15 protein-coding genes are annotated in these 18,381 nt (G+C 65.1%); 8 read left to right on the forward strand and 7 right to left on the reverse strand.

What is annotated here, in order from left to right; genetic code table 11:
* Positions 1–15: 15 nt before the first annotated feature.
* Positions 16–231 carry a PspC domain-containing protein gene (locus GRI48_RS04145; protein WP_160671812.1) on the reverse strand — a complete coding sequence of 72 codons (216 nt, stop codon included), beginning with the start codon at positions 229–231 and terminating at the stop codon, positions 16–18.
* Positions 232–576: 345 nt separating this feature from the next.
* Here GRI48_RS04145 and recF point away from each other — a divergent pair, with 345 nt between their 5' ends.
* Positions 577–1,656 carry a DNA replication/repair protein RecF gene (gene recF, locus GRI48_RS04150; protein WP_160671815.1) on the forward strand — a complete coding sequence of 360 codons (1,080 nt, stop codon included), beginning with the start codon at positions 577–579 and terminating at the stop codon, positions 1,654–1,656.
* Here recF and GRI48_RS04155 read toward each other — a convergent pair.
* Positions 1,653–2,360 (reverse strand): arylesterase, encoded by a 708-nt coding sequence (locus GRI48_RS04155; protein ID WP_160671818.1) that lies wholly within the window; start codon positions 2,358–2,360, stop codon positions 1,653–1,655. The two genes, recF and GRI48_RS04155, sit on opposite strands and share 4 nt — an antisense overlap.
* A 67-nt stretch (positions 2,361–2,427) precedes the next feature.
* On the opposite strand from GRI48_RS04155, the gene GRI48_RS04160 reads away from it, so the two are divergent.
* Positions 2,428–3,120 (forward strand): ATP-binding cassette domain-containing protein, encoded by a 693-nt coding sequence (locus GRI48_RS04160; protein WP_160671820.1) that lies wholly within the window; start codon positions 2,428–2,430, stop codon positions 3,118–3,120.
* The gene (locus GRI48_RS04165; RefSeq protein ID WP_160671823.1) at positions 3,117–5,639 is read left to right on the forward strand and encodes an ABC transporter permease; all 2,523 of its coding nucleotides are present in this window, start codon (positions 3,117–3,119) and stop codon (positions 5,637–5,639) included. Before GRI48_RS04160 ends, GRI48_RS04165 begins: the two co-directional genes overlap by 4 nt.
* A gap of 73 nt (positions 5,640–5,712) precedes the next feature.
* On the opposite strand, the gene GRI48_RS04170 is transcribed toward GRI48_RS04165, so the two are convergent.
* Entirely contained in the window at positions 5,713–8,370 is a 2,658-nt protein-coding gene (locus GRI48_RS04170) for a TonB-dependent receptor (protein WP_160671826.1), read from the reverse strand.
* A 275-nt stretch (positions 8,371–8,645) separates the two neighbouring features.
* Between GRI48_RS04170 and typA the strand changes: the two genes are divergently transcribed.
* From typA to GRI48_RS04195, 5 genes are all read left to right on the forward strand, one after another.
* The gene (typA, locus tag GRI48_RS04175; RefSeq protein WP_160671829.1) at positions 8,646–10,478 is read left to right on the forward strand and encodes a translational GTPase TypA; all 1,833 of its coding nucleotides are present in this window, start codon (positions 8,646–8,648) and stop codon (positions 10,476–10,478) included.
* Positions 10,479–10,536: 58 nt separating this feature from the next.
* Positions 10,537–12,015 carry a sodium/proline symporter PutP gene (putP, locus tag GRI48_RS04180; RefSeq protein WP_160671832.1) on the forward strand — a complete coding sequence of 493 codons (1,479 nt, stop codon included), beginning with the start codon at positions 10,537–10,539 and terminating at the stop codon, positions 12,013–12,015.
* A gap of 11 nt (positions 12,016–12,026) precedes the next feature.
* Positions 12,027–13,817, forward strand: a complete 1,791-nt coding sequence (gene ggt / locus GRI48_RS04185) for a gamma-glutamyltransferase (protein ID WP_160671835.1) — start codon at positions 12,027–12,029, stop codon at positions 13,815–13,817.
* A gap of 11 nt (positions 13,818–13,828) precedes the next feature.
* Positions 13,829–14,203, forward strand: coding sequence for a VOC family protein (locus tag GRI48_RS04190; protein ID WP_160671838.1), 375 nt, complete (start codon positions 13,829–13,831; stop codon positions 14,201–14,203).
* Positions 14,204–14,420: 217 nt separating this feature from the next.
* The gene (locus GRI48_RS04195) at positions 14,421–14,957 is read left to right on the forward strand and encodes an extensin family protein (protein WP_337190765.1); all 537 of its coding nucleotides are present in this window, start codon (positions 14,421–14,423) and stop codon (positions 14,955–14,957) included.
* A 48-nt stretch (positions 14,958–15,005) separates the two neighbouring features.
* On the opposite strand, the gene GRI48_RS04200 is transcribed toward GRI48_RS04195, so the two are convergent.
* From GRI48_RS04200 to GRI48_RS04215, 4 genes are all read right to left on the reverse strand, one after another.
* Complete coding sequence (locus tag GRI48_RS04200) at positions 15,006–15,611, reverse strand: response regulator transcription factor (RefSeq protein WP_160671844.1); 606 nt, start codon at positions 15,609–15,611, stop codon at positions 15,006–15,008.
* Between the two features lie 184 nt (positions 15,612–15,795).
* On the reverse strand, positions 15,796–16,542 hold the full coding sequence (locus GRI48_RS04205) for a proteasome-type protease (protein ID WP_160671847.1): 747 nt from the start codon (positions 16,540–16,542) through the stop codon (positions 15,796–15,798).
* A gap of 73 nt (positions 16,543–16,615) precedes the next feature.
* A complete protein-coding gene (locus tag GRI48_RS04210; protein WP_160671850.1) occupies positions 16,616–17,425 on the reverse strand; it encodes a transglutaminase family protein in 810 nt (269 codons plus the stop codon).
* Between the two features lie 4 nt (positions 17,426–17,429).
* Positions 17,430–18,374, reverse strand: a complete 945-nt coding sequence (locus GRI48_RS04215) for an alpha-E domain-containing protein (protein ID WP_160671853.1) — start codon at positions 18,372–18,374, stop codon at positions 17,430–17,432.
* Positions 18,375–18,381 lie beyond the last annotated feature (7 nt).

The raw sequence follows: 18,381 nt of genomic DNA on the forward strand, positions 1-18,381 counted from the left end.
CCTCGCGGGACCCCCTCAGTCTGCGATCAGGGCGATCGCGAGGTAGACCAGGATCAGCGAACCGAAGCCGATCAGCGTGCCGAGCACGAAGCCGATGCGGACCATGGTCGCGTCGATCCCGAAGTAGTTGGCGATCCCCGAGCATACGCCCCAGATCTTGCCGTTGTTTCGGTCGAGACGAAACTCGCGCGAAGGCGGGGTACCAACCGGGCGGACGTCGAGTTTGCTCATGCGAGAACTCCCGAGCCGACGAGGCTGGGCGAAGCGGGCGCAATCGCCATGGCGAGGAAGACGGCCGAGAAAGCGATCGAGCTTACGGCTGCAAGAAAACGGTTGGAGAGTGACATGGTATTTTTTCCCTTTTTACCTGCCGGCGGAGTGATTTCCACCGACACCCAACTCTTTGCATAGGGTGTGCCAATTCGCGCAAATGACGGAATTCAGCCATTGTTCATCCTAGCGACGCGTTTTTGACCATCGCTCGACGCCGATTGTTGGTGAAAATGACCAACTTTCGGAAATCGCCCTTTTAGTGGCTATCCGAGCCCGCGCTGGCTACCAGCAGCACGACCCGAAATGCTCGACCGCATCGCCCTCTCCCGCTTCCGCAATCATGCCGAAACCGCGCTCGATGGTGCGGGCAAGCTCAACCTGTTGCTGGGCGAGAACGGCGCGGGCAAGACCAACGTTCTCGAAGCCTTGTCGCTCTTCGCGCCCGGACGCGGACTGCGCAGGAACCGTCCGTCCGATATGGCTTCGAATGGGGGTGACGGCGGCTTCGCGATCGGCGCATCGCTGGCGACCGGCGGGGAAAGCGTGCGCCTCGCGACCTTCGTGGAAGCAGCCCACCCGAACAGGCGGAACGTCCAGATTAACGGCGCGCCCTCCCCGGCGACGGCGCTCGGCGAATGGGTCGCGGTGAGCTGGCTGACGCCTGCAATGGATGGCCTCTTCGCCGACAGTGCCGGTGCGCGGCGACGCTACATGGACCGGCTTGCCGTGGCGCTCGACCCGCTTCATGCCCGCCACGCGGCCCGGTACGAGCAGGGTTTGCGCGAACGCAACCGGCTGCTCGCGGACGATGCCGCGCCCGATCCGGCCTGGCTCGACGGCATCGAGGCGCAGATGGCTGAACACGGGTTTGCGCTGGCAACAGGGCGAGCACGGCTGGTTGCCGACCTCGTCGAAGCGCTATCGCACCTGCCGGACGAGCCCTTCGCACGCCCTGCTCTCTCCTATGACGCGGGTGGTCCGCTAGACCGCGCAGAACTCGCCGCCCGCTGGCATTCCAACCGGCAGCGCGACCGTGCCGCCGGACGCACGCTCACCGGTCCCCAGCGCGACGAGCTGTCGGTGACGATGTCCCGCAATGCGATGCCTGCCGCCGATTGTTCGACCGGTGAACAGAAGGCGATGCTGATCGCCATGACGCTGGCCCATTCGGAACTGGCCGCGCGCGGGCGGCCGAGCGTGTTGCTCCTCGACGAGGTTGCTGCCCATCTCGATCCGCGTCGCCGCGCGGCACTGTTCGAGCGCCTGAACGAAGGCGCAGCCCAGGTCTGGATGACGGGAACCGAACCTGCTCCATTCGACGAAATTGTCGGATCGAGCGCCTATTGGCGCGTGGCCGGCGGATCGGTGCGCAAGATCGGCTAGTTGTCGTTCGCCGCGTCCGGCAGCGCTTCGGCGACCTGCGACACGGTCGCGCCGACGATCTCCTCTATCCCCACCGCGGTCGGGTGGATCCGGTCGTCCTGGAAAAGCTCCGGCCTCTGGTAGATAGCCTCGAGGAAGAACGGGACCAGTTCCGCGCCATACTGGCGGGCGATGTCGCCATAGAGTGCATCGAAACGCTGCTGATAATCGGGGCCGAGATTGGGCGGCGCACGCATCCCCATCAGCAGCACCGGAATATCGCGATCGGTGATCTCGTCCAGGATGGCGGCGAGATTTTCGCGCGTCTGCGCCGGATCGATGCTGCGCAGCAGGTCGTTGCCGCCAAGTTCGACGATAACCAGATCGGGCTTCTTCTCCTGCGCGTCGAGTGTGAAGGCGATCCGCTGGCGCCCGGCGGCGGTCGTGTCGCCCGACACACCTGCATTGGCGATCTGTGCATTGATGCCGCGCGCCCGCAGGGCTGCTTGCAGCCGCTCCGGATAGCTTTCGCCCGGGCCAAGACCATAGCCTGCGAACAGGCTGTCGCCGAAAGCGACTATATGGCGTTCGGGTCCCATGACCGGCACCTCGTCGGGAGAGACCTGCGCGCTCGGCTCGCCGGTTTCCCCTTCCTGCGCCCCGCCACAACCGGCCAGCACCAGCGCGGCAGCGAAGGGAACGATCGACGAAAAGCGCAGGCGCATCTGCGGACTCCTTGAAACTGGCGTGAGCGGGCTTGTGCGGTTCCCATGCCTATGCCATCGCACGGCTGTGGCAAGCCCTCCCCCTGCAATTTCCGCCCGTAACGTCACCCTCACGCTCGGCAGCCGGAGCGCGCCGGTCGAGATCCTGCGCGGGATCGACCTCGATGTGGCAAAGGGCGAAACGCTCGCACTGCTGGGGCCCTCGGGGTCGGGCAAGAGCAGCCTGATGGCAGTCATGTCCGGCCTGGAAAGGGCTACCGGCGGATCGCTGGACGTCGCCGGCCAGGATTTCGCGGCGATGGACGAGGACGGTCTCGCGCTCGCCCGGCGGGGGCGGATCGGCATCGTGCTGCAGGCATTCCACCTGCTGCCGACCATGACCGCGCTCGAAAACGTCGCCACCCCGATGGAACTGGCCGGGATGGAAGGCGCGCGCGAACGCGCCGCGGAAGAATTGCAAGCCGTCGGCCTCGGCCACCGGCTCGACCATTACCCGACCCAGCTTTCGGGCGGCGAGCAGCAACGCGTCGCCATAGCCCGCGCGATCGCCCCGCGCCCGGACCTCATCTTCGCCGACGAGCCGACCGGCAACCTCGACGCGGCAACCGGACACGAGATTGTCGACATCCTCTTCGCACGTCGCGCGGAAACCGGCGCGACGCTGGTCGTCATCACGCACGATCCGGAACTGGCGGAGCATTGCGACCGCGTGGTCACGCTGGCCGACGGGCGCATCGCCACCGATACGGGAGCGAGATGAACGCCAACCTGCCATGGCGCACTGCCTGGACGATCGCGCGGCGCGATCTCAATGGCCGGTTCAAGGGGTTGCGCCTGCTGCTCGTCTGTCTGTTTCTCGGCACCGGAGCGATTGCTGCCATCGGGACGCTGACGACCGCGATCGAGACCGAGCTTTCCGATCGCGGGCAGGCACTGCTGGGCGGGGACATCCAGGTGTCGGTCTGGCAGCGGCTTCCCAACGAGGAGGAACTGGCTGCCTTCCGCGAACTGGGCACGGTTTCCGGCGGGACGCGGCTGCAGGTCGTCGCGCGCGCAGGGGAGAACAACGCGCCGGTCGAACTGAAGGCAGTCGACGCGAAATACCCGTTATATGGCCGTTTCGTGCTGGAGGACGGTCGCGAGGTCGGCGCACCGCCACCGGGCCGGGCCTGGCTGGCGCAAGGGGCACTCGACCGGCTCGGCCTCAAGGTCGGCGACAGTTTCGAGGTCGGCACGGCGAGCCTGCGCGTCGGCGGGATCATCCGCACCGAGCCCGACCGGCTGGGCGAAGGTTTCCAGCTCGGGCCGACGGTGATCGTCGCCGACGACGTACCGCAAGCCGCCGGCCTGCTCGCGCCCGGGTCGATGTTTCGCAGCAAGTATCGCATTGCGCTCGAGGATCCGGCGACCGATCTCGAGGCAACGACCGAAGTGCTCGACCAGCGCTTCCCGCTCTCCGGTTTCGAGCTGCGCACGCGTGATCGCGCTTCGCCCGGTGCGGACCGCTTCGTCGACCGGATGGGAGAATTCCTGACCCTGGTCGGTCTTGCCGCGCTGATCATCGCCGGCATCGGGATCGGCGGCGGGGTGACATCCTATCTCGAAGCGCGACGGACCAGTATCGCGACGCTGAAGGTACTGGGCGCGACCAGCACCGACATCGCGCGCATCTACGTCCTCCAGATTGGCGCGGCGGCGCTCGTCGGTTCGCTTGCAGGCCTGGCGGTCGGCGTAGCGGTGACCCCGCTTCTCGCCGGTGCGCTGTCCGGGCTGCTGCCGGTGGAGGGCGGCGTCACCGTCGCTCCGCTCGCACTCCTGAGTGCGCTGGCCTACGGGCTGCTGGTGGCGCTCGTGTTCGCAGCGACGCCGATTATCCGCGCGCGAAACTTTCCGGCCATGGCGCTGATGCGCGCCCGCGTTGCGCCGCTCAGCCGCGACCGGACGGCATTGCGCTGGGTCGGCGGCGGACTGCTGGCGATCATCGCGCTGGCGCTGCTGAGCGCCGCACAACCGCTGCTGACCGCAGGTTTCCTCGCCGGCGCCGCAGCGGTGCTGGCGCTGCTGGGCCTGATCGGCTGGGCCATTCGCAAGGGTGTCGGCGCGCTTCCCCGGCCGGGCAATCCGATCCTGCGTAATGCAATGGCAAACCTCCACCGGCCTGGCTCGAACACCGGAGCGCTGGTCACGGCCCTTGGCTTCGGCCTTGCCGCCTTCGTGGTGCTGGCGGCGATCCAGACCGCGATCGACGGAAACATCGAGCGGCGCGTACCAGACGAGGCTCCGGATTATTTCGTGCTCGACATCCCGCGCGACCGGATCGACGAATTCGGAACGCTGGTCCGCTCAGAGCAGCCCGAGGCCGCCATCCGCACCGTTCCCGCGTTACGCGGCTCGATCACTGCCTACGGCCCGCGCGATGCGATGACGCAGGTCGCCGAACTGGAGGAAATCCCGGATGGCGCCTGGCCGCTGCGGGGCGAGCGCGGCCTCACCTATTCGGAAGACTTGCCGGTCGGCAACACGATCCTCGACGGGACCTGGTGGCCGAACGGCTATGACGGCGAACCTCTGGTCTCGGTCGACGAGGAGTTTGCCGCCGCTATCGATCTCCAGATCGGCGATTACCTGACGGTCGCCCTGCTCGGTGTCGAGCGCACCGTGCGCGTCGCCAACCTGCGACGTATCGACTGGGAAAGCATGGGCTTCAACTACGTACTCGTCTTCTCGCCCAACGCTCTGGAGGATGCGCCGCACAATATCGCGGCGACGATCGAGCTGCCCGGCGAAACTCCCACCGGGCCGCTGCTGCGCGCGCTGGTCAATGCCTTCCCGTCGAGCTCGGTGATCGAGATCGGGCAGGTGCTCGCCCAGGCACGCACGATCCTGACCCAAGTCGGCCTTGCGACCTTCGCCGCTGCCTCGGTCGCGGTTCTGGCAGGTCTGGCCGTATTGCTCGGGAGCATCGCAGCCGCACGGGCCGCGCGCACCTACGATACCGTCGTATTGCGCGTGCTTGGTGCGAGCCGTGGCCAGATCCTGCTCATGCAATTCGCGGAATATGCCTTGCTGGCACTGGTCCTCGCGGTCGTCGCGCTCGGTCTCGGGAGCCTGACCGCCTGGCTGGTCGTCACCCAGTTGTTCGAGTTCGACTGGCTGCCCGACTGGCCGACCGTGCTGGCCGTACTCGGTGCCGGCATCGCGGTGGTCCTCGGCTTCGCGATCGGCGGCTCGCTGCCGTTGCTGCGGGCTCGGCCTGCACAGGCGCTCCGCTCGCTCTAGAGAGTCTCGGGCAAAGAAAAAGGGCCCCGCCATCGCCGGCGAGGCCCTCCCCTTTTTAACGCTATGCGCCGCTTCAGAAGCGGTAGCGCGCAGTCACACCATAAGTGCGCGGCTGGCTCGGATAGCCCGAGATCGTGCCCGGCTGGGCGACACCCGGGAAGATCGTCGTCAGATAACGCTCGTTGGTGAGGTTGCGGACCCAGCCCGCGATCTCGAAGCCAGCGTCGGCGACGAAGGTGAGCGAGCCGTTCACCTGGTTCACTTCGCGGCGATAGTTGCGCGCGATGCCGATCGGGTCCGGGAAGCCCGGGATGCCGTCGAGGATCTGCGTGTTGCTCTCGTGGTAGTAGTCGAGGCGACCGATCAGCAGGTTACCCGTGGTGCCGAATTCGTGCGTGTAGGTCGCCGAGGTCGCGATCGAGAACTCGGGAACACCCGCTACCGGCTGGCCGGTCAGGTCGCCGACTGCCGAACCCGGGAAGCTGTCGTACTTCGAATCGAGATAGGTCAGCGCGAAGGTCAGGACGAGCGGATCGACCGGGTTGACCGAGGAATCGAGCTCGAAACCGCGGACCGACTGCGAACCCGCATTGGCGAGCGCGAAACCGGTGCCGGTGAAGGCGTTCGACTGGAACCCGTCGATCGTCTGGTCGAACAGCGCGAGGTTGAAGCCGAAGCGATCGAATTCGCCCTTCAGGCCGACTTCCCAGACCTTGGCCTTTTCCGGTCCGGCGAAGCGCGAACCGGTGGTGAGGTTGGGCACTGCCAGACCGGCATCGCGGATCGGCGAGGACGGCGCGAGGATCGTGCTGCCGAACGGACCGGCGGTGTAATCGGTGTTCGTCGGGCGGCTGTCACGCGACAGGTTCACCGAGCTCGCCTTGAAGCCCGTTGCATAGGTCACATAGGCGTTCAGCGAGTCGGTCAGCTCGTAGGCCGCACGCAGCGTGTAGCTGAAGTTGTCGTCGCGGGTCTTGCCCGGTTCGACGGCGTTCGGCACCGCGAGGAACGGCGGCAGGAACTGCAGCTGCTGCAGCGGCAGAAGCTGGTTGCAGAACGGCGGCGGCGAAGTCGGCGAACACGGCGTCGTCGCGATGGTCGTGATCTGCTGGAAGCCGGCCGGAGCATTGGTCGCGAAGTTCTGGATCACGGTCGGAGTGACCGCCGACGCCGGGATGTTGAGTGCCTGTGCGATGCCGCCGACGATCACGGCGTCGACGAAGTTCACGCTGGCAAACGGATCGAGCGACTGCTGCGAGAGCGCGAAATCCTTCTTGTCCTTGGTGTAGTTGAAGCCGCCGGTCAGCGTCAGGCGATCGGTGACTTCGAAATCGACCGTGCCGAAGATCGACCACGAGGTGTTGTCGAGTTGGAAGCTCTCGCGCGTCGTCGGGCCCTGCGCGAAGGATGCACCAACCGGAATGCCGAGCTGCGATTCGACGAAGCCGATCGTTCCGGGCGTGCCGCTGCCGGCCAGCAGGTCGAAGAACAGGCGGCTGTTCGCGCCGTTGTCGAGACCGCTGTTCTGGTCGACCGATTCGTCGAAGTAGAAGCCGCCGAGCAGGAAGTTGAGCGGGCCGTCGAAGTCCGAAGCGACGCGCAGTTCCTGCGTGAAGGTGTCGACCGCCTGGTCGGTGATCTGGTTGACGATGTCGGCGCTGGTGAAATCGACGTCCTGCACGTTGTAGCTGCGCAGTTCGCGATAGGACGTGATCGAGGTGAAGCTCAGCGCGCCGGCTTCGTAGTCTGCCTGCACCGAGCCGCCGTAGCTCTCGATATCGTTGAGCGGCAGGACGTTGAGATAGGCCTTGTCGGAAAACGGCGATTCGACGTCGACTGCGCCGCCGACACCGAAGATCAGCGGAACGGTCGTGCCGGCGCGGACATTGGCCGCGTGGCAGCACAGTTCGTCGATCTTCGAATAGTCGCCGATCGCGCGCAGGCGGAACGCACCGCCGTTGTCGAACAGGAGCTGGCCGCGCAGCACGTAGCGGTCGCGATCGTTGATCTTCTCGTCGAGGTTCACGACGTCGACGTATCCGTCACGCTTGTTGTAGGTGCCGTCGAGCGAGAAGGCGATGGAATCGGTGATCGGGCCGGTCACGTCGGCCTTGGCGACGATATTGTCGTAATTGCCGTAGGTGAGGCTCACCGAACCGCCGAAGTCGAACTGCGGCTCGCGGGTGACGACGGAGATGACGCCGGCGCTGGCGTTCTTGCCGAACAGCGTGTTCTGCGGGCCGCGCAGGACTTCGATCCGCTGGACGTTGGCGAGATCGTTGATCGAGCTGGCCGAGCGCGAGCGGAACACGCCGTCGATGAAGACGCCGACCGACGGCTCGATACCGAAGTTGTTGGCGCCGTTACCGAAACCGCGGATGATGAAGGTGGTGTTCGCACTGCTCTGGAGCGTGCTGACGCGCAGCGAGGGCGCGACCGTCTGCAGATCGGCGAGATCGCGGATTTCCGCGCGCTCGAGCGTTTCGCCGCTGGTCACGCTGACCGAGACAGGGGTTTCCTGGAGCGTCTGTTCGCGCTTGGTCGCGGTAACGATGATGACGTTGGCTTGCGCGTCCGACGCGTCGTTGATGTTATCGCCGTCGGTGTCGATTTCTTCCTGGACGTCTTCGATGACGTCAGCATCCTGCGCATGGGCGACGCCGGGCAAGGCGACGATGGCCGCACCGGTCAGAAGGGCGGCACGCGCGGTGTTGTAAGCGATAGATCGCATGAAGTTCTCTCTCTGTTGGGATTTTCGGGCGCCATCTCTGCTTCGGCGACGCCTCTGGTTCTCATTGACGGGCGGCTCTTACGGTTAGGTAAACGGGGGGACAATCCGTAAGTTTCGGACGATTCAACGGGTTTTCGCCAGTTGTGACCTTGGCGCAACACCCATGCCGCGCTTGCCGCATTGCAGCATCGGCGTCGAGCGGCTAGGGGCGCGAACGAAATGCTGGCGCGCCATCTGGCTGCGCCTCCTCCCCGTTTTCGAAAGCTCCGTTCCTCATGACCACTTCGCAGCGCAATATCGCGATCATCGCCCACGTCGACCACGGCAAGACGACGCTGGTCGACCAGCTGTTCCGCCAATCCGGGACCTTCCGCGACAACCAGCGCGTGGAAGAGCGCGCCATGGATTCCAACGACCTCGAAAAGGAACGCGGGATTACCATCCTCGCCAAGCCGACGAGCGTCGAATGGGTTTCGTCGAAGGGCGAGAACTTCCACATCAACATCGTCGACACGCCCGGCCACGCCGACTTCGGGGCCGAGGTCGAGCGGATCCTGAGCATGGTCGACGGCGTCATCCTGCTCGTCGACGCAGCCGAAGGGCCGATGCCGCAGACCAAGTTCGTGACCGGCAAGGCGCTCGGCCTCGGGCTCAAGCCGATCGTGGTCGTGAACAAGATCGATCGCGGCGATGCCCGCCCCTCCGAAGTGCTCGACGAAGTGTTCGACCTGTTCGTTTCGCTCGATGCCAACGACGAGCAGCTCGACTTCCCCGTGCTCTACGCCTCCGGCCGCTCGGGCTTTGCCAGCGACGACGAGAACGCACGCGAAGGCGACTTGCTGCCGCTGTTCGAACTCATCACCAGCCACGTTCCGGCACCGGGCCTCGACCAGGACGGCGCCTTCTCGATGCTGGCAACCCTGCTCGACCGCGACAGCTTCCTCGGCCGTATCCTGACCGGCCGGATCGAGAGCGGCACGCTCGAAGTCGGCATGCCGATCAAGGCGCTCGACGTGAACGGCAAGCTGGTCGAAAGCGGCCGCGCCACCAAGGTCTTCGCCTACGAGGGTCTCGAACGTGTTCCGGTCGACCGCGCCAAGGCCGGCGACATCGTCGCCATTGCCGGGCTGACCGAAGCGACCGTCTCCAACACGCTGTGCGATCCGCAGGTCACCGAGCCGATCGCCGCGCAGCCGATCGATCCGCCGACGCTGGCAATGACCTTCACCGTCAACGACAGCCCCTATGCCGGGCGCGAGGGCGACAAGGTCCAGAGCCGCGTGATCCGGGACCGGCTCGAGCGGGAAGCGGAAGGCAATGTCGCCATCCGCATCTCCGAGAGTGCCGACAAGGACGCGTTCGAAGTCGCGGGTCGCGGCGAACTGCAGCTGGGCGTGCTCATCGAAACGATGCGGCGCGAAGGCTTCGAGCTGTCGATCAGCCGCCCGCGCGTGCTGTTCCGTGACGGTCCCGATGGTCGCGAAGAGCCCTATGAAACGGTGGTCATCGACGTCGACGACGAGTTTTCGGGCACGGTCGTCGAGAAGATGGCCATGCGCAAGGCCGAGATGACCGATATGCGCCCGTCCGGTTCCGGAAAGACCCGGATCACCTTCTCGGCGCCGAGCCGTGGCCTGATCGGCTATCACGGTGAATTCCTGTCGGACACGCGCGGCACGGGCATCATGAACCGCCTGTTCGAGAAATACGGGCCTTACAGGGGTAAGATCGAAGGCCGCCAGAACGGCGCGATGATCTCGATGGAACAGGGCGAAGCCGTCGCCTACGCGCTCAATTCGTTCGAAGACCGCGGCGTCCTGTTCGTCTCGCCGGGCGACAAGCTTTACGAAGGCATGATCATAGGCGAAAACGCCAAGCCGCAGGACCTCGAAGTCAATCCGCTGAAGTCCAAGCAGCTTACGAACTTCCGCTCGACCGGAAAGGACGACGCGGTGCGCCTCACTCCGCCGCGCCGGATGACTCTGGAGCAGGCCATCGCCTATATCCAGGACGACGAGCTGGTCGAAGTCACACCAAAGACGATCCGCCTGCGCAAGCGCTATCTCGATCCGCACGAGCGCAAGCGCCAGTCGCGCAAGTCGGAGTAGGCGGTAGGTCCGGAGCCAGATTGGCCAGAGCCGGTTTCGTCTGTTACCAGCCGCGCCCATGCAAACCGGAACACTCGTTACCCTCGCCCTCTACTTCATCCTGATGATCGGCATCGGGCTCTTCGCCTGGCGCAAGTCGACCGACACGAGCGAAGGCTACATGCTCGCCGGGCGCAACCTGTCGCCCGGCGTCGCTGCCCTCAGCGCCGGCGCTTCCGACATGAGCGGCTGGCTCCTGCTCGGCCTGCCGGGCGCGCTCTATGCGAGCGGCCTGGTCGAGGCGTGGATCGCGATCGGCCTTTTCGCAGGGGCGATCGCCAACTGGGTCATCGTCGCCCCGCGCCTGCGCCAGCAGACGGAAGAGCTCGGCAATGCGCTGACCATTCCCGAATTCCTGGCCAATCGCTTTCCCGACAAGGCGGTTGCACTGCGGGTCATTTCCGCGATCGTCATCGTGCTGTTCTTCACCGTGTACACGGCCGCAGGGCTGGTCGGCGGCGGCAAGCTGTTCGAGACGGCCTTCGCCGGAATCCTGCCCAACGTTGCGATGAGCGATTACATGCTCGGCATCTGGATCACGGCGGGCGTCGTCCTTGCCTACACCATGGTCGGCGGGTTCCTCGCGGTGAGCCTTACCGACTTCGTGCAAGGCTGCATCATGGTTGTCGCACTGGTGCTGATGCCGCTCGTGGTGATGTTCGGCGAAGGCGGTAGCGCAGGCGGATCGATCCTGGCGGTCGCGGCCGAGCAACCCGGCTTCCTCAGCCTGACCGAAGGGCTGACTTTCCTCGGCTTCGTCAGCGCGGTGACCTGGGGACTCGGCTATTTCGGGCAGCCGCACATCATCGTGCGCTTCATGGCGATCCGCAGCGTCGCCGACGTGGCTACCGCCCGCAACATCGGCCTGACGTGGATGGCGGTGTCGGTGATCGGTGCAGTCGGCCTCGGCATCGCCGGCCGCGCCTACGCCATGCGCAACGGCCTGGTGGTCGAGGATCCGGAGACGATCTTTATCGTGCTGTCCGAACTCCTGTTCCATCCGCTCATCACCGGCTTCCTCTTTGCCGCGCTGCTCGCCGCGATCATGTCGACGATCAGCTCGCAGCTGCTGGTTTCGTCCAGCTCGCTGACCGAGGATTTCTACCGCCTGTTCCTGCGCCAGAATGCCAGCGAGCGCGAGGCGGTGAACGTCGGGCGCGTGTGCGTCGCACTGGTCGCGCTCGCCGCCATCGTCATCGCGCAGGATCCCGAGAGCGAAGTTCTCGGCCTCGTGTCCAACGCCTGGGCCGGTTTCGGTGCGGCTTTCGGCCCGCTGATTGTGCTGTCGCTGACCTGGGACCGGATGACCGGCACCGGCGCCGTCGCAGGACTGGTTACCGGCGCGGTGGTGGTTGCGCTGTGGATCGCGCTGGGCTGGAACGCGGATTTCGTCGGTGGCCGTGGTCTTTACGAGATCGTGCCGGGCTTCATCGCGGCGTGGCTGGCGATCTGGCTGGTCAGCAAGGCAACCTATCGGCACAAGGTCGCGACAGCTTAGGAGATCTGCCCATGAACCGGATTCTGGCCGCTATCGGTCTCGCCAGCCTCGCCCTGCCCGTCGCAGCACAGGAGCAAGCCGGCAAGGAGGCGCTGCCGCCGGTCGACCAGCAGATCGGAGCCGGTGGACGGCCAGTCGGCGCGAGCTGGAGCCGAAGCCCCGTCATCGCGCAGCACGGCATGGCGGCGACCGAACAGCCGCTGGCGACGCAAGTCGCGCTCGACATCCTGAAAGCCGGCGGAACCGCAGTGGACGCGGCAATCGCGGCCAATGCCGCGATGGGCCTGATGCATCCGACCGGCAACGGCATTGGCGGCGACCTGTTCGCGATCATCTACGATCCGGCGACCCAGCAACTCTACGGGATCAACGGCTCGGGCCGCTCCCCGAAGGGCCAGACTCTCGACCAGCTGAAAGCCAAGCTCGGCGATGCCGATGCCCTGCCCTCGGTCGGCGCGCTTCCCGTCACCATCCCCGGCACGATCGATGCCTGGTTCACGATGCACGGCAGGTTCGGCAAGCTGCCGATGGACCGCCTGCTCGCGCCGACGGTGACCTATGCCCGCGATGGATTTCCGGTATCGCCGGTCGTGGCCGCCTATCTCGCCGGAAACCTGCGTGCGTTCGAACGGATGTCCGACCAGTTCGACTTCACCAATGCGCGGGCGACATGGTTTGCCGATGGCGAGGCGCCGAAGGCGGGCGAGATCTTCAAGAACCCCGATCTTGCACGAACTCTCCAGAGCATCGGCGCATCGGGTCGCGATGCCTTCTACGACGGCGAGCTGACCGACCGGATGGTCGATTATCTCCGGGCGCAGGGCTCGGCCTTCACGCGTGCCGACTTCGCAGCACACCGTAGCGAATGGGTCGAGCCGGCCTGCGCCGCCTATCGCAAAGGGTTCGAGCTGTGCGAACTGCCGCCCAACGGCCAGGGATTTGCCGCCCTGCAAATGGTCAATATCCTCAAGAACGTCGATCTGGCGCAATGGGAGCGCGGCAGCCCCGAGGCGATGCACTTCATGGTCGAGGCCAAGCGCCTGGCGTACGAGGATGTCGCACGCTTCTACGCCGATCCCGATTTCGCCAGCTTTCCGCTCGATCTCCTCTCCGAAAGTTACGGCAAGGCCCGATTCGCGCTGATCGACAGGACGCGGGCCAACCCCGAATTCGGACCTGGAGAACCCAAGCTGGAGGGGCCGGGCGATACGACCTATCTCACCGTGGTTGACGGCACGGGGATGATGGTCAGCCTCATCCAGTCGAATTATCGCGGCATGGGGAGCGGGCTCACCGCGCCGGGGACCGGCTTCATGTTCCAGGATCGGGGCGAGCTTTACAGTCTCGATCCGGCGCATCCCAATGCCTATGCTCCGGCCAAGCGACCGTTCCAGACCATCATCCCCGCCTTCGTGAAGAAGGACGGCGAGCCCTACATGACGCTGGGGCTGATGGGTGGCGGAATGCAGCCGCAGGGCCATGTGCAGGTGCTCGTCAACATCGTCGATTACGGCATGAACCTGCAGGAAGCGGGCGATGCGGCGCGCTTCAATCACGATGGCGGACGCCAGCCGACCGAGCCGCTCGAGGGGCCGACCGCCGATCCGCTCGGCACGCTTTACGTCGAGGCCGGCATCCCGGCGGAAACGGTCGAGGCGCTCCGGGCGCTGGGGCACAAGGTGGTGGTCGATCCGACGGGGGTCCAGTTCGGCGGATACGAAGCGATCGCCCGCGATCCGGAAACCGGCGTCCTGACCGGCGCAACCGAAATGCGCAAGGACGGCCAGGCGGCCGGGTACTGAGGAGAAAGCCGATGGCGAAAATAACCGGGCTCGGCGGCATCTTTTACGTGGTCGAGGACCCCGAGGCGACGCGCGCATGGTATCGCGACGTCCTCGGCATCGACGGCGAGTACGGACCGCAACTGCCGTGGTCGGAAGAAACCTGCGACAAGCCCTACTCGCTCATCAGCCATTTTTCCGACGACACCTATCTCAATCCGGGAACGGCGGGCTTCATGATCAATCTGCGGGTCGATGATCTCGACGGTTTCGTCGCGGAGCTCGCCGCCAAGGGGATCGAGGTTCTCGACACGGCAGACGAAGGCTACGGAAAGTTCGCCTGGCTGCTCGATCCCAACGGGGTCAAGATCGAACTCTGGGAACAGTGCGCGCCGCCGCCTTCGTGATGCTTGCAGATGAAGGAGGGCGCCGGTTAGCATTGCGTTAACCATCCTTGGCGAAACTGGCCGCATGACCCGATTGCTCGCCACGGCCCTACTGTCCTTCGCTCTCGCATCCTGCGGGGCCGTGCCTGAAGGTCGTCAGGCCCAGCGCCCGGCGGCAACGCAGGCGCGTATGCCGACCGCCACTGCACCGATTTCCCGACCGAGCCAGGATACTCAGATGTGTTTGGCGACGCTGGGAGCGAGCGGCGCTCGCTTCGAGCCGCTGCCCGACCGCTATCTCGGCCCAGGGTGCCACCAGCTCGGCACCGTCAAGCTCGAGCGACTATCCTCGGACGCAGACCGGATCGAGCTCAGCAGCCTCGGCCCGCTGTCCTGCCCCGTCGCCAACACACTGGCAGGCTGGGTTCGCTTCGGCGTAGACCGGGCCGCGCGCCAGTATCTCGGTAGCGGCATTGCGCGGATCGAGACGATGGGCAGCTATTCCTGCCGCAATGTCGCGGGATCCTCGCGCCTGTCCGCCCATGCCACGGCCGAAGCCGTCGACATCGCCGCTTTCCTGCTCGAGGACGGTCGGCGGGTCAGCGTCAAGCAGGACTGGAGTGAGGGATCGAGCGCAGAACAATCGTTCCTTCGCGTTGTTCACCAGAGCGCCTGCAAGCGCTTCGGCACGGTCCTCGGCCCGGATTACAATGCTGCCCATGCCGATCATCTCCATGTCGAGAGAACGGGGCAGGGAAAGAGCTTCTGTCGCTGAGCGGTCTTGTACCCGAAGAGCTCGTGCAGGCGACATCGACCCGATCGCCTACCCCAGACCGGCTTCCAGTTGCAGCCGGACGGCATCCGCCGGATGGTTGGCGCCCAGCTTGGTCATCATGTTCGCACGGTGGATCTCGACGGTGCGCGGGCTGATCGCCAGTTCGCGCGCGATGGCCTTGTTGCTGCTCCCGCGGCTGAGCCAGTCGAGCACCTCGCGCTCGCGATTGGACAGCGTCGAGATGCGGCTGCGCGCCTCGATCATCCGCTGGCGCGCCGCTGCATAGGCCTCCGCTTCGGCCGCGATATTGTCGAGAACGCGCGAGAGATAGTTCGCGTCGATCGGCAGCGAGAGATAGTCGAGCGCCCCGGCCTTGATCGCATCTACGACCCGACCGGTTTCCGGCGACGTATCCATCGCCAGCACCGGCAGGCCGACGTCGTGATCGGCCAGGCTGCGGATCACGTCGTGCAGGCCGAAATAGGTCGGCTCGTCGCGCAGCAGCAGGATGCCGTCGCGCGGCGGCCGCTCGACCAGTTCGGCGATGTCGGCATAGACTTCGGCGTGGTGACCGAGATCGAAGACCATCCGCGCAAGCTCGCCTCGCGTGCGAGTCGATCGGTCGACGATGTGAAGCGTTGTCCTGGTGTCCATGCGACGCATGCTGCGCGCAAAGCCGGCATGCAATCACGCGCGATTACAACCACTTCAGACCCATATTGCGGGAGACCCGCCGCCGTTTCGCGTTGAGCCTTCGTGAAAACCCGTAATCCGGAATGGAGGCAATTTACGCCGTTCTACGCATCCGAAAGACTGCCTAGGCACCTCCGCCTAGGTATTAGTCCTCAGCGTAGAAGCTGTAGTCTGGCAGCGCGTGAAACGCATGGCGCAGCGCATCGGCCCAGGTCGAGGAAACCGCCTGGAAATAATGGTCGTCGTGCATGATCCGCCGCTCGTGCGTCGGCTCGAAACCGTCGCGCTCGATTACCAGCAGGTCGAGCGGCAGTCCGACCGAAAGGTTCGCCTTGAGGGTCGAATCGAAGCTGACCATCAGCAGCTTGACCGCATCCTCGAAGCTCATCGTCTTGTCGTAGCCGCGCAGGATGATCGGGCGGCCGTACTTGGTCTCGCCGATCTGGAAGAACGGCGTGTCGAAGCTCGCCTCGATGAAATTGCCTTCGGGGTAGATCAGGAACAGGCGCGGCTCCATCCCCTTGATCTGGCCGGCGAGGATGATCGAGGCGGTGAAGCGCCCCCTGCCCTTCACGCCATTGCTTTCCTGGGTCTGCTTGACCGTCTCGCGCAGCAGCTTGCCGATTTCGGTCGCGACCTGAAACATGGTGTCGGCCTTCAGCAGCGTATTGTCGCGGTCTTCCGGGGCCTTGGTCCGCTCCTCCAGCTGGCTGATCACCGCCTGCGTGGTGGCGAGATTGCCGGCGGTCATGACCGAGATGATCCGCTCTCCCGGCACCTTCCAGTAGAACATCTTGCGGAATACCGAGATGTTGTCGACGCCCGAGTTCGTCCGGGTATCGCTCATCATCACGAGGCCCTTGTCGAGCACCATTCCCACGCAATAGGTCATTCTCTCTCCGTTCGTCCGGCTGGCGCGAAGTGGCGCGCCTCGCGGGCGCTGCCAAGTCCCTGCCGTCAATTCTTCACTGTTGTTGCTGTTCCACCGCGACGTCCACCTTGAGGGCCTGGGTGGTGGTTCCGAAGCTGATGCCGGTAATCGGTGCGGCATCGCGGTAGTCGCGGCCGGTCGCCACGCGGACATAGCGGGCATCCGGGCTGATCCCGTTCGAAATGTCGAACCCGACCCAGCCCAACCCCTCGATGAAAGCTTCCGCCCAGGCGTGAGTCGCTTCCTGGTCGATCCGGTCGTTCATCATCAGGTAGCCGCTGACGTAGCGGGCCGGACAGTCCAGCAACCGCGCAGCGCCGACAAAGATATGCGCATGGTCCTGGCATACGCCGGCGCCCTGCTCGACAGCCTCTTCGGCGGTCGTCCCGACGTGAGTGGCGCCGACCTTGTATTCGACTTGGGCGAGCACGCCCGCGGACAGGAGATGCAACTGTTCCAGCTTGTCGCTGGTGTTCTTCTCGATGTCGCGGACCAGCGACCGGATGACCGGTCCCGGCCTCGTCAGCGGGGTCTGGCCGAGAAAGCTCCACAAGGGCATGTGGCCCGAATGGCGCCCGATCACGCCGGCATTGTCCTCGGTATCGACGATCCCGTGGCAGGTGACGACCACTTCGGTCGCCTCCGGTTCGGCCGAAACGAGCGTGACGGTGTTGAAATGCTGGTCGTCGTAGCTGAGTTCGGGCGACGCGTTCTCGTACTCCATCGCCCATTCGACGATCTCCTGCCCCTGCGTGTGCTTGGGGGTCAGGCGCAGGCGCTGGAGAGCGTGCACGACCGGCTTCGAATAGGTGTAGCGCGTGGTATGGCGGATCGCGAGTCTCATAGGGTCAGGCCAGAAATCTGTAATCGTCCGAGATCGCCTGGGCGATCGCGGCGTTGCTGCGGTTGAATTCCACCAGGAACTGGTGAAGCCCGGTCTCGAAAATCTCCTCGACGTCGACATCGGACAGGCGGATGTCGGCTTCGCGCATCAACTCGTTGGACCTGCCTTCGCGGCCGTGAAGCTTGGCAAGCGCGGCGAGGTTTTCTCGCAAGGCTGAATGGCAGAAGGCGAGACTGCGCGGAAACCGGTCGTCGAGCACGAGGAATTCGACGATATGCCGGGCATCGATCTGCCCGCCGTGGATATAGCGATAGGCTCGGTCGCCGGACACCGAGCGCAGGATATTGTCCCACTGGCCCGTATCGAGGCTGGAGCCGACGTAGGACAGCGAAGGCAGCAGCAGGTAATACTTGATGTCTAGGATGCGCGCGATGCTGTCCGCCCGCTCGAGATACGTGCCTGCGCGGGCAAAGTGGAACGTCTCGTCACGCAGCAAGGTGCCGGCCATCGCGCCGTGGGCGAGCGTTCCGGCCTGCCGAACCATCGCCACCACTTCGCCGACGTTGTTCTGCGTGACCGGCTTCGCGACCGCGTCCTCGATCTGCATCCAGCTTTCGTTGATCGCTTCCCACAATTCGCCACTGATGACACTTCGGGCGAGCCGCGCATTGTTGCGGACCAAGCCGAGCATTTCGCGCACGCTTGCAGGATTGCTCTTGTCGCGAAGCAGGAAGTTCCACGCCTGCAGGCCGGTATAGGTGCCATGCCGGTTCTCGTAGCCGGCGCGCTGGCCGGACGTCTCGATGACCGACCGCCATTCTTCCTCGGCGGTGACGAGGTCGCGCGTCAGCGACATCCGCAGCCCTGCGTCGATCAGCCGCGCGGTGTTTTCCGACCGCTCGAGATAGCGGAACATCCAGAACAGGCCGTTGGCAGTCCGACCTAGCATGGCGTTT

Origin of the sequence: Qipengyuania oceanensis, assembly GCF_009827535.1 — a bacterium.
GTDB classification, from domain to species: Bacteria; Pseudomonadota; Alphaproteobacteria; order Sphingomonadales; family Sphingomonadaceae; genus Qipengyuania_C; species Qipengyuania_C oceanensis.